At 62.2% G+C, this 13,185-nt stretch carries 9 protein-coding genes and 8 pseudogenes; 5 read left to right on the top strand and 12 right to left on the bottom strand.

Annotation, left to right across the window (positions count from 1 at the left end):
• Nucleotides 1–288: 288 nt before the first annotated feature.
• A pseudogene (locus JQT59_RS00565) lies at nt 289–778 on the top strand (alcohol dehydrogenase catalytic domain-containing protein); the annotation flags it as partial.
• Nucleotides 779–915: 137 nt separating this feature from the next.
• On the opposite strand, the pseudogene JQT59_RS00560 reads toward JQT59_RS00565, so the two are convergent.
• The 3 genes and pseudogenes from JQT59_RS00560 to JQT59_RS00550 form a co-directional block, all read right to left on the bottom strand.
• A pseudogene (locus JQT59_RS00560) lies at nt 916–2,145 on the bottom strand (flavin reductase family protein).
• Between the two features lie 28 nt (nt 2,146–2,173).
• Nucleotides 2,174–2,542, bottom strand: coding sequence for a hypothetical protein (locus JQT59_RS00555; protein ID WP_213571106.1), 369 nt, complete (start codon nt 2,540–2,542; stop codon nt 2,174–2,176).
• A gap of 49 nt (nt 2,543–2,591) precedes the next feature.
• The gene (locus JQT59_RS00550) at nt 2,592–2,774 is read right to left on the bottom strand and encodes a hypothetical protein (protein WP_213571104.1); all 183 of its coding nucleotides are present in this window, start codon (nt 2,772–2,774) and stop codon (nt 2,592–2,594) included.
• A 253-nt stretch (nt 2,775–3,027) separates the two neighbouring features.
• Here JQT59_RS00550 and JQT59_RS00545 point away from each other — a divergent pair, with 253 nt between their 5' ends.
• The 3 genes from JQT59_RS00545 (at nt 3,028) to JQT59_RS00535 (ending at nt 5,395) form a co-directional block, all read left to right on the top strand.
• Nucleotides 3,028–4,320: an amidase gene (locus JQT59_RS00545; RefSeq protein WP_213571102.1), complete on the top strand. Its 1,293-nt coding sequence runs from the start codon at nt 3,028–3,030 to the stop codon at nt 4,318–4,320.
• A 38-nt stretch (nt 4,321–4,358) separates the two neighbouring features.
• Nucleotides 4,359–4,655, top strand: coding sequence for a hypothetical protein (locus JQT59_RS00540; protein ID WP_249353566.1), 297 nt, complete (start codon nt 4,359–4,361; stop codon nt 4,653–4,655).
• An 83-nt stretch (nt 4,656–4,738) separates the two neighbouring features.
• Nucleotides 4,739–5,395 (top strand): response regulator transcription factor, encoded by a 657-nt coding sequence (locus JQT59_RS00535; RefSeq protein ID WP_249353565.1) that lies wholly within the window; start codon nt 4,739–4,741, stop codon nt 5,393–5,395.
• Between the two features lie 11 nt (nt 5,396–5,406).
• Here the strand turns inward: JQT59_RS00535 and JQT59_RS37910 are convergent.
• From JQT59_RS37910 to JQT59_RS00515, 4 genes and pseudogenes are all read right to left on the bottom strand, one after another.
• Nucleotides 5,407–6,346: pseudogene (locus tag JQT59_RS37910) on the bottom strand (PDR/VanB family oxidoreductase).
• 78 nt (nt 6,347–6,424) lie between these two features.
• A pseudogene (locus JQT59_RS37905) lies at nt 6,425–6,781 on the bottom strand (SDR family oxidoreductase); the annotation flags it as partial.
• Between the two features lie 75 nt (nt 6,782–6,856).
• Nucleotides 6,857–7,156, bottom strand: coding sequence for an SDR family NAD(P)-dependent oxidoreductase (locus tag JQT59_RS37580; RefSeq protein WP_283253993.1), 300 nt, complete (start codon nt 7,154–7,156; stop codon nt 6,857–6,859).
• 10 nt (nt 7,157–7,166) lie between these two features.
• Complete coding sequence (locus tag JQT59_RS00515; RefSeq protein WP_249353564.1) at nt 7,167–7,538, bottom strand: nuclear transport factor 2 family protein; 372 nt, start codon at nt 7,536–7,538, stop codon at nt 7,167–7,169.
• Here JQT59_RS00515 and JQT59_RS00510 point away from each other — a divergent pair.
• Nucleotides 7,482–8,080: pseudogene (locus tag JQT59_RS00510) on the top strand (Tn3 family transposase); the annotation flags it as partial. The gene JQT59_RS00515 and the pseudogene JQT59_RS00510 overlap by 57 nt on opposite strands.
• A gap of 188 nt (nt 8,081–8,268) precedes the next feature.
• Here JQT59_RS00510 and JQT59_RS00505 read toward each other — a convergent pair.
• The 5 genes and pseudogenes from JQT59_RS00505 to JQT59_RS00485 all read right to left on the bottom strand — a co-directional run bounded on the left by JQT59_RS00505 (nt 8,269) and on the right by JQT59_RS00485 (nt 13,079).
• A complete protein-coding gene (locus JQT59_RS00505; protein ID WP_249353563.1) occupies nt 8,269–8,697 on the bottom strand; it encodes a hypothetical protein in 429 nt (142 codons plus the stop codon).
• Nucleotides 8,698–9,065: 368 nt separating this feature from the next.
• Nucleotides 9,066–9,415 (bottom strand): annotated as a pseudogene (locus JQT59_RS38155) (RidA family protein).
• 138 nt (nt 9,416–9,553) lie between these two features.
• Nucleotides 9,554–11,175: pseudogene (locus tag JQT59_RS00495) on the bottom strand (aminopeptidase P family N-terminal domain-containing protein).
• Nucleotides 11,176–11,253: 78 nt separating this feature from the next.
• The gene (locus tag JQT59_RS00490) at nt 11,254–12,033 is read right to left on the bottom strand and encodes an ABC transporter ATP-binding protein (protein ID WP_213571541.1); all 780 of its coding nucleotides are present in this window, start codon (nt 12,031–12,033) and stop codon (nt 11,254–11,256) included.
• A 24-nt stretch (nt 12,034–12,057) separates the two neighbouring features.
• Nucleotides 12,058–13,079 (bottom strand): annotated as a pseudogene (locus JQT59_RS00485) (ABC transporter substrate-binding protein).
• Nucleotides 13,080–13,185 lie beyond the last annotated feature (106 nt).

The following is a 13,185-nucleotide window of genomic DNA, read 5'->3' as shown; positions in this document are numbered from 1 at the left end:
CCAACCGGCGCGGCGCCTCTGGCGCCATTGACGAGCTTCGCGAGCGTTCACGGAATTTTCACCTCTGATCTTACTTACTGTAGGAGGCCCTCGGAACTGCGGGTCTCTCGCCAGGACTGGATAAACGGGGAACGTCAGTCGTCCTCGCACCGACTGTCGAGGTACTTACCTCACGCCGCATTTGCGTGAGTATATCGCGCGCAGAGGCTTCGAATTCCAGGTGAGCAGTCAAGTCCACGCTGTCAACAGCGGACAGTAAATCCGCGCAGAAGTCAAGGAGCGACAGTCATGCCACAGCAGGTCCGCCGATTCGTCGCTCGCTTGAGAGGAGCGCCCATCGTGATCCTCGATCCCGGACCCGGTGAAGTTGTCGTCGCCATCGCGGCTTGCGGTAAGTTGCACACCGACCTGCACCACCGCGAGATCGACATCAACGGCGAGTTCCCGTTCCTAGTGCCACGAGGCCGCCGGCGTCCTCGAGTCGGTCGCCGTGGTGATGTCTTCATCCTGAATTGGCGCGCGGTGTGCGGCCAAGGCCGCGCGGCTGTTTCGACAACTTCAATGCCACTATGAAGATGACGCTCGAGGACGGCACCGAAATCACCCGGCGCTGGGCCTCGGAGCATTCGCCGACAGGACTCTGGTGCACGCCGGTCAGTGCACTGAGGTTGACCCGAGTGCCGATCCTGCCATCTTTGGCCTGCTCGGCTGCGGTGTGATGGCCGTTCTCGGTGCCGCGGTCAACACAGGCGGCGCCACGCGCGGTCAGTTCGTCGCGGCGAAGCGATGGTGTCGGCGAAGCGATGGTGCGAATGGTCCACGCCCCCAACACCCGCGCTACTCGACCGCGCCGCGCTGCGGGTAAGACCGACCGCGATCCGCCGTATCCTCCAGCGGCTACCTCGCCCGGAGCATCTACCGGCAATGCAACGCGGCCTCGAAGACACAGATTCGGGTCAACGAGATATAGGGGCTTCGTCGAGAGTCCTTACGCTCTAGCGCAGCGACGATGATCATGGCTTGTGAGACCCACTCGGCGACCGTCGTCCCTGATGCGCGAAGTGGAAGTTGAGCCAGGCGTAAAGTAAGTGTGCCGTTTCCCTCCGAATCGCGGATAGGCAGTACGAGCGAGCCGACGTCGTAGCGGCTACCGGGATCGAGTTCCTGGACCCGGTAATCGACATCGGATTTGAGGATTGATGCCTGGATGTCACGTTCTTCCAGTGGCGTGAGGCGTCCAGATTCGTAGCGTCGCGTGGCTTCGCTCATCCTCCCGTAGGCGGTTTGTCCTTCCTGCGGGAGCAGCGACAGCACATAACCGTGTGTTCGGATGAAGTCGATCCGTTGCCGGTAGACCTCTCGCGCGTGGTCGTCCGTTCCGGCGGCCTTCGCAAGCCATCGCTCCTGCTCGTCATCGGCCAGGTTGAAGACGATACTGTCGCCGATGGGTGGAACGGTCGGTAACCGTCGTGCGAGTCCGTTCTCCCGTTCGATGCCGGGGCCGAATGCGGACAGAGCCATGGCAATTTCGTCTCGACTGATTGCCGTGTAGAGAGCGACCTCGCATCCAATAGTGTGGGCAAGGGATTCGACCTCAGGGCGTACTGCTTCCGCGGCATCGATTTCGTGCTGGAGGCGAGCCATTAACGATGTGTTGACAAAGCTGCCGTAGCCGCCTTGGAAGTAGATCAGGGGCGCAACAGGGTTGGTGACTGCCATGCCGCTCACGCGACAGAGGGCGATCCAGTGGTCGCCGGCATCGACGAGGTCCGCGATTCGCGCATCGATCCAGGCGATCGATTGTTCGAGAATCGGATCACCGGATGGTGATGTTCACCAGTCGATTCCGTCGAACTTGTTCTCCCGGCGTCGGGTGATCGTGGTAACCAGATCTTCTTGCTCGCCGCCGACGACATTGATGCATATCGAGTCACACCGACGGAGCTTGTCGAAGGTCTTGGAAGTCTTCATCGGCATGAAGGATACGAGGGGGGATCGAGCGATACCGAACTGAATGTTCCGACGACGAGGGCAAGTAGTTCACCGTCTGCTGCAACGTCCGGTGATGACTGCAACGCCGGTGGGATCGTGGCCCATCACCTCGCGGAGAAGTCCTTTGTCAATGTTATTAGTGTCGGCACGCATAAAGGCTCTCCTCGGTCGAGAGAGATAGTCAATCTGGAGGGTTTCTGCCTCTACGGTGATGTGTCTGCGCTGCGCGTCCGAGAAACTCGGGACGGAAGAAGAGGATGCTCCGTCTGCCGCCGAACAGCAGGACGACGCGGGTGATCGTTGCGGAAGCCAACGACATGGCAGGGGCCGGCGTCCCCCTCGCGGCACCGCTGATAACGAACCGGGTAACCAGACGGATTGCGGCGCCATCGCCGAGCGAAATGGGGAACTGCATCACAGTCCACATCACACCCACCGCGAGAATGGTGCAGCGCACCGAGACCCTGGCTGGGAGAATATTCGTGATCACGGAGACAGCGGCGTCGAGGAAGAAGGCGCTGCCGATGGGAGGCCTACGAGCGACTGTCACTCGGCCGTCATTCGGACTTGTTTGCGGGCGTAGGCCCGCGCAGCGCGGACTAGCCCAACTCGACGGCTGAGCTTTCCAGACCGGGAATCGTTTCGGTGACAATGAGTCCGAATACCGCTTTGTCGGCGAGCGCGAGGATCTGGAAGGGAACGAGCGACGTTGTGATCAGCCAGGCATCTCGGTTCATCCTGCCGAAGTCGATCTTCTTCGATGCCTCCAGATCGGAAGACATCGAGGATCTTTTCCGGTGCCACGACTGAAGCCATGAGAGGCGGCCTTTCTTGTGGGCTGGGAATGGGGCTGGAGGGTGCGATAGAGGCGTCCGGGGTGATCGCGCCGTACCGGACCACCGACGGGCGAATCAGGTGCTCAGATGTTGAAAAACTTACGGCGCCTTGCATTACTCGGGTAGGGGGGAAACCTTTACTGTCGGTGGACCCAATTCACGGGCAAACTAAGAGGGCCAGCGACTGCAGGAGGATGATTTGAACGCGCCCGAGGTTGAGCTGTCCATTGCAGATCAGGTGAGGTCGGTCCGGACCGGTTTGACGACGGCGGCGGAACTCGTGTCCCGAGTCAGAGCTGCGATCGATGCCCAAGAGCCCGTGCTGAAGGCCTGGGTGCAGTTGTCGACCAGTTCCCTCGACGATGCAGCGAAGGTCGAGGGCTACCATTATGATTTCCCACTGCAAGGAATTTCGCTTGGCGTGAAGGATCTCATCGATGTCGCCGGGATACCGACTCGCGCAGGATCGTCGATCCTCTCGTCCACCGCGGCGGTCTCAGATGCTCCCTGCGTGGCCCGGCTGCGTGCACTCGGCGCCGTTGTCCAAGGTAAGACGGTCACGACAGAGTTCGGATACTTCCGACCGGGACCCACTCGTAACCCGCATGCACCTGATCGCACGCCCGGGGGATCGTCCAGCGGATCCGCTGCGGCGGTAGGAGCCGGGACTGTGCCGTTGGCGCTCGGCACCCAGACTGCAGGTTCTCTGACTCGGCCGGCCTCCTACTGCGGGACGGCGGGAATGGTTTTCGCTCATGGCAGCACCGAGATGTCGGGAATCGTCGGTCTGAGTAGCTCTCTCGATTCCCTGGGTTTGCTGACCCGTACCGTCACTGATCTGCGTTACGTTCACGACGCCTTCGTCGGTTCTACCACCTGTGCGCGGTCCGGTCTTCCGGACCGCGCATTCGTGTGGAGAGGAAGTAATCTCGCTTATCTCGACTCCCCGATGATCGCTTTGTTGGGCCGACTCCCGGCCGTCTTGGCCGAGGTGGGTCTGCATTCGGAACCGCTCGACTGGGACGATCACGTGCGGACCCTTGCAGGGGACCATGTCACGGTCATGGCTTACGAGGCCGCACGTACCCGCGTTCATGAATTCGAACGGCATCTGGACGATCTGAGTCCGCAGCTCAAGGACTTGCTGCAGCAGGGGCGGGCGATCTCCGCCTCCGAGCACTTGGCGGCGCTGATCAGACGGGATCGATCACGGGAATCGGTAGGTGAGATCCTCGGCGGATCGGCCGTGATCATCGGCCCTGCCGCTACAGGCCCTGCGCCGCAAGGACTGGCGGCGACCGGGTCGCCTGTCCTCAGTCGCCCCTGGCAGTTCTTGGGCTTACCGGTGGTGGTCGTTCCGGGAGCGCGCACGACTGCAGGACTGCCGCTAGGGGTGCAGATCCTCGGCTTGCCGGGGAGAGAGGACTACTTGTTCGCGATGGGGGAGAGGCTCGAAGAGATTCTCCGGGAAAGTCCTCCGGTGGACCAGTGATGTAAGGAATGGGCCAACTTATGATGTCAGGAGAATCGATGCTGAGACCGCGTCCGGTCACCCATCATCGGATATTTCTCACCTGCTACGAGGACACCTTCAACTACGGCTGGCATCATGTCGACTTATTCGTCCATGACGAGTATGGACGTGAGGTCAACTGGGTGCATTGGACGGTGGAGGCGGACGGGCCGGAAGCAGCGGACGCATCGGTCCGTCGTGAGGAACCGCTGCTCCGACGCACCACTGACTGGGAGTCCAAGACCAGCGCGGTAGGAGCCCAGTACTGGACTGCCGAAGCAGCCTGGGACAAGGCCGTCGAAGAGCCCGTGTGATGCAACCCGATATGGAGGCCGGTGACAGGGGGAGCGCCGAATGGCGCGAAGCGCACTTGTCGCGGTGGGAGCGGACAGTTGATATGACCGAGCAAGTGATGGATAAAGATGTCCCCGTACCCGATGCGAGGGTGTATGTCGTCGACGATGACCCGGCGTTGTGTGACTCTATCAACTGGATTCTCGAAAGTATTGCAATCCAGCCGGTGATCTGCCATAGTGCCGATTCGTTCCTCGACGTATACGACGGTACGAATCCGGCATGCATCGTCCTCGACGTGCGTATGCCGGGAATTAGCGGCACGCGGTTGCAGGACAAAATCAACGAGTTCGCCCCGCATGTCGTGATCATTTTCGTGTCCGGACACGGCGACATCAGGACGTCCGTGTCGACTCTGCAGAAGGGGGCGATGGACTTTCTCGAGAAGCCGTACGATCCGCAGCGGTTGCTCGATGCGGTCCAGTCCGGTGCGGATCGAGCCAGGACTCGTTTCGCCGGGCATGTCGCACGCGTGGAGCTGCGGGAGAAGCTTCAGGGGTTGACGCCGCGGGAGCGGCAGATTCTGGCGTTGGTGCTCGAAGGTCTGCCTAGTCGGAACATCGCCCGCAGGCTGGGGATGAGTGTGAAGACCGTGGATGTGCATCGGGCCCGAATCAAGAGCAAGACCGATTCGGACAGCATCGGAACCTTCGTTCGGGACCTGCTCCGGTACGACGTCGAGGTCCCGAACGAGTTCTGATCACGGGCGGATCAACAGTAGTCGAGGACGAGTCGTGGCCCCTTCGCGCGGGACACACACACCGCCAAGACCTGGCCGGATTCCTTCGGCTTTGGTGAGCACGTTGTCGCGGTGTTCGGGTGAGCCTTCGAGGTCCTGCATGATGCAGGTCCCGCAGACTGGCAGGAGGTGTCGATATCGCAACCGTTGTCCTGGAGGACCTCGACGATACTCTTGTCCGCCGGAATCTGATAGGTCGATCCGTCCAGTTCTACCGCGAACGCGGTGTTCTCAGATGAGTCGGGTTGCTCCGAGGCATGGAAGTTCTCGAGGTGGATGGCATCGGGTGCGACGTGTTCGCGCGCGACGGCGACGACCTTGTCCATGAAGCTGCTTGTCCGCAGGTGTAGATGTGAGTGTTCAAGGGCAGTGCGGCGAATGCGCCCCTTAATGCCTGCTTTTGATTCTCGCGGGAAACTCCGAGGTGCTGGTGCAGTTTGTCCGGGCACCGGTCGTTGAGCAGGGGCAGGAACTCGGCTTCGGCTTCGGTGCGTGCGAAGTAGTGGAGCTCGAAGCTGAAACCGTGGACGTCCATGTAGCGGGCTATGCTCAGCATCGGCGTGATGCCGATGCCGGCGGCGACTAGGACGTGGTGATGCCCCTTCGGGGCGATGGTGAGCAGGTTTCGGGGTGCGCTGATGCGGAGGGCGTCCCCGACGGTGAGTTCGTGCAGTGCTGCGGATCCGCCGCGTGAGTTCGCCTCCTTCTTGACGGCGAAGACGAACGAGTCCGGTGCGTAGGGCGTGCTGCAGAGCGAGTATTGGCGGGTAATCGAGGTCGGACCCTCGACGTCGATGTGTGCGCCCGGCAGGTAAGGCCCAGCGGTGACCCGTCGTCCTTTACGAGCGTGATTGACTTGACGGTCGGTGTTTCCTGAGTGATGTCGGAGACGATGACGTCGATGAGTGTCATGTCCTTTTCTCCTTGTGTAGCGACAACGGAATAAGGGACCATGGGACAGGATGGTCGGCGCAGATAGAGGCCGCCGTTGATGTCCCAGCAGGCGCCGGTGACGAAGAAGGCGTCCTTGGAGGTCAACAGTGCGACGGTGTCGGCGATGAACGATGCGCTCCCGAGTCGCCCGACCGGGATGCCCGCGATGATCCCGTCGAGTTTGTCGGCCGGCACCGTGGTGCGGATGACAGGAAGATCGTGGGGACCGGGGGAGATGGCGTTGACCGTCACGCCCTGCGCGGCGAGTTCCCGGGCGAAGATCTTGGTCGTGGTGAGAATGGCGCCTTTGGACGCGGCATAGTGCCCGCCGGTGGCGGTTCCGCCGTTCTGGCCCGGCAGCGACGCTATGTTGACGATACGCCCGAATCCCTTGTCGGCCATTGCTTGCTCCGAACACCTGGCAGCCGAAGAAGATGCCGTTGACGTTAGTGGTGAGCACGCCCGTGAACTCGTCTTCGTCGAGTGTCATTAGATCGGCCGCGCGGGTGACGGCGGCGTTGTTGACGACGACAGTGGGGGTACCCCAAAGGTCTTCACAGGCCGCGAGGCCCTCCTCGAAGGCAGCTTTCGGCTGACGTCCAGCTTGATGCCGCGGGCGGTGGCACCGTCCGCCGACAGTTCCGCGGCGAGGGCGTCGACCGCGACGGTGTCGAGGTCGGTGAGGAGTACTCGGTGGCCGTCGGTGTGCAGCTTGCGGGCGATGGCAGCGCCCATTCCGCCGGCGGCGCCGGTGACGACGGCGATACCCGACGCAGTGTGAGGGTTCATCGCGAGCCTCTCAGAGCAGATAACCGGACGCGCTGACCGCGTCCTCGCTGTCGATCAGACGGACCACCTTGAGGGAGATCTTGTCGGGGCCCTCGTCGTCGAAGACGATGGTGTGGGTCAGGTTCGCGCCGAAGGTCAGGAAATCGTTGCGTTTGAATGCGTTGACGATCTGCGCCGACCGGATGGTGACCGAGGTGTCGGTAATCTCGTGCTCAGTGAATCGGGAAATCACGCGGACGGTGCGCGCTGCTGCGACTGCCGATGGGGAGTAGCCCTGGAGCATGCGTTCGACGCGCAGACGGCGCATCCGTCCGTCGTCGTAGACCCGCTCGTCGGGCCGCTGCTGACCCGCCGAGTGAACATCGAGTTGGTCGCCGGGCACTGGGACGATTTGCTGCGGTTGGCCGGGTCGCTGAAGTTCGGGCACGCGAGCGCGTCGCTGCTGGTCGGGAAGCTTTCTGCGTCGGGCCGGCAGAACACCCTGGCTGCGGCGCTGAAAGAGTATGGGCGCTGCGTCGTACGATCTACACCGTCCGGTATTTGACCGATCCGGCGTATCGCCGCAGGATCTCGCGTCAGCTGAACAAGGGTGAGTCGTTGCACGCCTTCAAGCGGGACCTGCTCTACGCGCACGAGGGCGCCGTCCGTGCCCGTCACCTCGAACAGCAGACCGAGCAGGTTTGGTGCCTGACGCTGGTCACCAACGCCGTGGTGGCCTGGACGACCGAGTACTACGGGCTTGCGGTGGCCGCGATGCGCACCGCGGGACGGCGTGTCGATGACGAGGTCCTGGCCCATATCTCGCCGGCGCACAGCGCGAACATCAACTTCTTCGGTTCCATCGACGTGGACATCGAGGGCGAAATCGCCCAGCTCGGCCCCACCGGCTACCGGCCGCTGCGGGTCCGCGACACCCTCTTCTGACCTACCCGCCGCACTGCCACGCCTCCGCGTCGGGGGAAGCGGACACGATGGGCTCACATGCACCATGTGCTCGTGCAGGTCGAAATCGACGACGAGCACGAGCACGACCGCACGTCCGATGGCCGATCCCTCTGTGGTGTCTCGATGCGAGATCAACTGTCACATTCGTCGCCCGGATTTAATTGCTGTCAAAGGCTTCCGATCACTCTTTGGCGGCCTTTCTCGGACCAGACCGCGATGGCATCGACGAGTCGAGGGGTCATGAATCCACCGGTATCGCCCCACGGCCACGCGACATGGGATCGGGCCACCTGGTCTTGAACGAGGTCGGCGGTGCAGACGACGACCGACTCCTCGTCGTCGTCGACCTGCGCGGTACTTCCGCTCATGCCTAACCCGCTGGGCCCGCGACCGAGCACCGTCACATCGCTCAGAAGGAACACGTAGCCGCTGTCCGGTTCGTACTCGGCGACCCAGTCGATCCGCTCGATCACACCGCCGTACTGACGCACGTTCAGATCATGGCCAATGCGACCCAGCGCGTTGACCCACGCATCCGGCAGGTCCGACGACATTAGGTGCATGCCCTGCCGCGCTGTCCAAGTGGCTGTCAGCACTTGTTCACCGCGAGAGTGCTCGAAGAAGCTAACCAGCGTTTCAGGGTGTCACCTAGACGCGATGAGTTGAGCGACATCGAGGGCGCACTCCGCGACTTGATTCACCGCGACAGGGGTCACCGGGTCCCGTCGAAGGGCGATCGGCGGCGACAGCCCTTACCGGTCAGGGATCGTTAATCGGAGCACCGGATCCTTTTAGGGTCGGGGTGCGCCGATAGGTTCGTCAAGCCAGGCGACTTCCTGCTGGTCGCCTGGCTTGGCGGCTTCCGATTCCTGACCAGCCTGTATGAACGCCGCGGCGAACACTTCGCTGGTTCCTTCACCACGCCGCCGTCGCGCTTCAAGGAACTCCCCGACGGAACCAATTCTTATTCGTTCACCGAGACTGCGACCGTGGCGTCGATCTCGACCAGAGCGTTCTTCGGCAGCACAGGTGACGGCAGCGTGGTCCGGGCGTGCCGGCCCGCCTCGCCGAGGATGTCGATCAGGAGTCGTGATGCGGCGTCGGCTGGTCGGTGAAATCAGTGTCGCTGGCAATCCAGACGTTCAGCTTCAGGATCTGTCAGACCTGGCTGAGGCCGACGGCCTGATCGATTCTGTCCAGTAGGTTCAGCGCTGCGGTCTCCGCGGCCGTGGATGCGTCAGCCACGGTCGCGTCGGCACCGACGCGGCCAGTGAGTATCTGTCCGTCCGCGGCCCGGGAGATCTGTCCCGACATGTACAAGATGTCACGGTGCCTTGTCCAGGCTTCGTAGGCGTAGTCAGGGGCGCCGAGGTCAGGCAGGCTCAGCTGTCTGTCGGCCAGGCGGCGGTGCGGATCAAGGGTGTTGCTGTCGATCAACGTGTCTGCTCCTGTTCAGCGCTGCGTGAGGATGTAGGTTCGGTCGGTACCGATGAACCACAGGTCCTCGGTGCCGATCGCGGCATCGTTGTACCGCCAGGGAATCTCGGCGGCACCGTAGGAGCCGACATCCAGGGCGTGCTTGTATCCCGGGCGCAACTCATTGGCGAAGGACTCCTGTTTGCCCATCAGGTGCCCGACGTTGCGGCCTCGGTAGATCGTGTTGAAGTCAACTTCTTCACCGATCATCCTGATCTCGATCATGCGGGGCAGATCCGGTGCCAGGAACTCGAGGGTCCCTTCATGAACGTCCTCGCAGACTACGCCGGGACGCAACTGACCGATGATTCCCTCCCGGACTACGGTGAAGAAGAACTTGTAGGCCTCTTTCGCCGCGGCCGTTCGTGGCAGCGATCGCGCCATGTCTGAGGTGGCCACGACGACGCCGTCGATGGTGACTTGCACCCCGGCATCGAGCTGGATGCAGGTGGTCTCACTGTTGATGGGGAAGTCCACAGGCGGCCCGGGAAACAGCATCCGGTTCGACGAGTGGAGGTTGATGAAGTACGGCTTCACCTCGAACGGGATGTCGTTGTCGCGCTGGAAGTCTTCGATGTGGCCGAGGTATCGGTGGTAGATGTCGATCTCGGTGAATTCGATCCCGGCGTCGATTTCGTGCTCGGCCCACGCAGCGCCTCCACGATGGCGTACACACTGGTGCGCGCGGCGAGCACCTGGAAGGGAAGATCTTCGTTGTCGCGGATATCGCGCCAGTGGGCGAGATCCGTGGAAGCCCGCACCAGTTCGAGACCGTGAGCCGCGAGTTCGCCGGCGGCACTCACCGAGATGAACTCTTCTTCGACGCCGATCCGGCGACCGGGTATGAGAGCGGTGACGGCCTCGCCGAGTGACGCGTACTCGCCGACCGCGGTGCCGTAGTGATTTCTGTCAGCGGCGTCGGAGGCCGCAACGAGAATCCGGTCGGTGCCCGGCACCCATACAGCGACCGCTCCGTCGCCGGGCACATGTCCGGTGACTTCGGAGAAGTTGGGCGGCGCGGCGATGACCAGAGCATCGAGCTCACGCTCCGTGGCCAGGGATTCCAGCCGCGAATAACGGGTGTCACCGACACCGAAATCCGCGGCGAGGCCGTTCAGGTGAGCAACGTCGGCGATCAGCTCGGTTGCCGTGACAGCACCGCGTTCACGCCATTGCGTAAACCGCTCTTCTACCTCAGCGGTGGAGATCGCGTGGACCCGTACCGGAGTCGGCTCGCCCGATTCGGTGGTGACATCCAAGGCCTCGGCGAGTGCCAGCTGGTGGCTGTAGACCACATCGGCTCCCAACACGACCGCGCCGTCACCGGCGATCTCGGATACCAGGGCGGTCAACAATGCGGCCGCGTCGACACCAGCGACGGGGCGCGGATCGATGGTCGCCCACGGGGCATAAAATCGGATTCGGTCTCGAGGGACTCCGGCGGAGAGCATGTTGCCCTGTTCCTGCTGGCGAACCAGCAATGTGGGTTCGTCGCCATCGCGCGTGGCAATCAGCGGTGCGACCAGCGGATGAGAGTCCAGCCGGATAGCGGTGAACAGCAGGCTGCGTTGTGGATTCAGATCGAATTGGGCGGCCAGTGGTGTGGGGTCTGCGGATAGATGAGATGCAGCATGGCGTTCCTGTCGTTGAGGCGAAGGTGGTCGGAGTCTTGTCGGTCAGCTGATTCCGGTTGTGACTCCGATGTGTGATTCGACTTCGATGACGTAGCTGGCGAACTCGGTGGAGTAGCGGTGCGTTTTGTCCCGCGGGCGGGGCAGGTCGATGGCGATGCCGCCGACGATGTGTCCGGGGCGTCCGCCGACCACGACGACCCGGTCCCTGAGCCAGACAGCTTCGGAGATGCTGTGCGTGACGAATACGACGCTGCATCCCGCTTGCCGCAAGATCCGCTGGATCTCGAAGTTCATGCTGTCGCGGATCATTGCGTCGAGGGCCCCGAACGGTTCATCCATGAGCAGCAATTCCGGGTCGGAGACCAGAGCCCGGCAGATGGCGACACGTTGCTGCATGCCGCCGGCGAGCTCGTAGGAATACCGTTTCGCCTTGCCATCCAGCCCGACCATCGCTAGGAGTTGCTTGGCTTTGTCTTTGGCTTTCGCGTCGCGGGTGCCGTGAAATTCTAGAGGCAGCAACACGTTGTCCAGGTTGTGACGCCAGGGCAGAAGGACGGGGCTTTGGAACACCATGCCGATGTCCTCCAGCCCCGCGGCGATGGGTGCGCCCTTGATGAGCACTTCGCCTTCGGTGGCAGGCTGCAGTCCTGAAATCGTCTTGAGTAGCGTTGTCTTACCGCTACCGGACTGACCGACGATGGACACGAACTGGCCGTGCTCGACGTCGAAATCCACGCCCCGTAGGACGGTGTTGGTGTCGCCGTCACGGGACCGGAACGAGACCCCGACATTGTTGACACGGATTGCTTTGTGACTGTTGATTACTGGCTCCGGGGCGAGTGGGGGTCAAGGTGCGGCGATGTCGTCACTGGAAAGAGGCTCGAGGTAGTCGTTGCTGTAGATCTGGGTGGGATTCAGTGTGGTATTCGGGTCGAGGCCAAGGAACTCGCGCGAGACATCGATCATCTGCTGTACCCCGGCATCGTTCATGTGACCGAATGGCACATCCTCTTCACCGACGCGCTGGTTGAGAGCACACTGTTCTTCCAGTGCGAGCACCACGGTGCTGGTCTCATATCCTTGGACCTCCTTGTGGAAGGAGTCGGCGGCTTCCTGCGGGTGCTCACACGACCACAGGTAGGCACGTTGCATCGCCCGATTGAATCGCTTGACCCGGTCGGGATGGCTCCTCAGCTGTTCGTTGGAAAGATGATGCCGTTGCCGTATAAGTCGATGCCGAATTCGGACCACTTCAGCACCACCGGCACCTTGCCGAGCGCGTCGATCGCGGGAGCATCCGATACCGATAGCGCCAGGTTGGCATCCCACTGCTTCGAGGGCAGACCGGGGATCTTGGCGCTGCTGGCGGCGTGGACGACATCGACGTCTTGCTCGGTCAGTCCTAACTTGCTCAGGGCGTAGGGCCACATAGATGTCATGGCGTCGGCACCTTCGGTGGCGACGGGTTTGCCTTTGAGGTCGTCCCAGTCATGGATGTTTCCGTCGGACATCGCGACTACCGCATATGCGGATCGTGCCTGTAACAGGTTGACCTGCGTGAACTGAGCGCCGCGGCCCTGATTTAGGACGGTGACACCGAAGTCGGCCCAACCGGCATCCACCTTTCCGGTTTTCACCGCAGCGACGGTATTGTTCGAACCGGAGCCGGGCATGATGGTGACATCGAGTCCCTCCTCGCCGAAGAACCCGCGATCGACGGCGGCGAAGAAGGGGGCGTGTTTGGGGAGGTACCCGACGTCGACCATGACCGACATCGCGTTCTCCGAACTTCCTGCGCCGCAGGCCACGCCGAAGGGCAACAGCATCGCCGCGACGATTACGGAGCGCCACGTGCGTGTTCTACTCATGGTGGTCTCCAAGCTGTTCCCGCTCTACCCTCGGGCGGCGACCGAAGAAGCGGACTCGGCCTGCGTCGGGTTTCCATCTGTCGAAGATCTACAGAAAGATCGATGT

This window comes from Rhodococcus sp. USK13, from assembly GCF_018343855.1.
GTDB lineage: Bacteria > Actinomycetota > Actinomycetes > Mycobacteriales > Mycobacteriaceae > Rhodococcus_F > Rhodococcus_F oxybenzonivorans.
The sequence above is the reverse complement of the archived record's forward strand: the minus strand, read 5'-3'. Positions and strand labels throughout refer to the sequence as shown.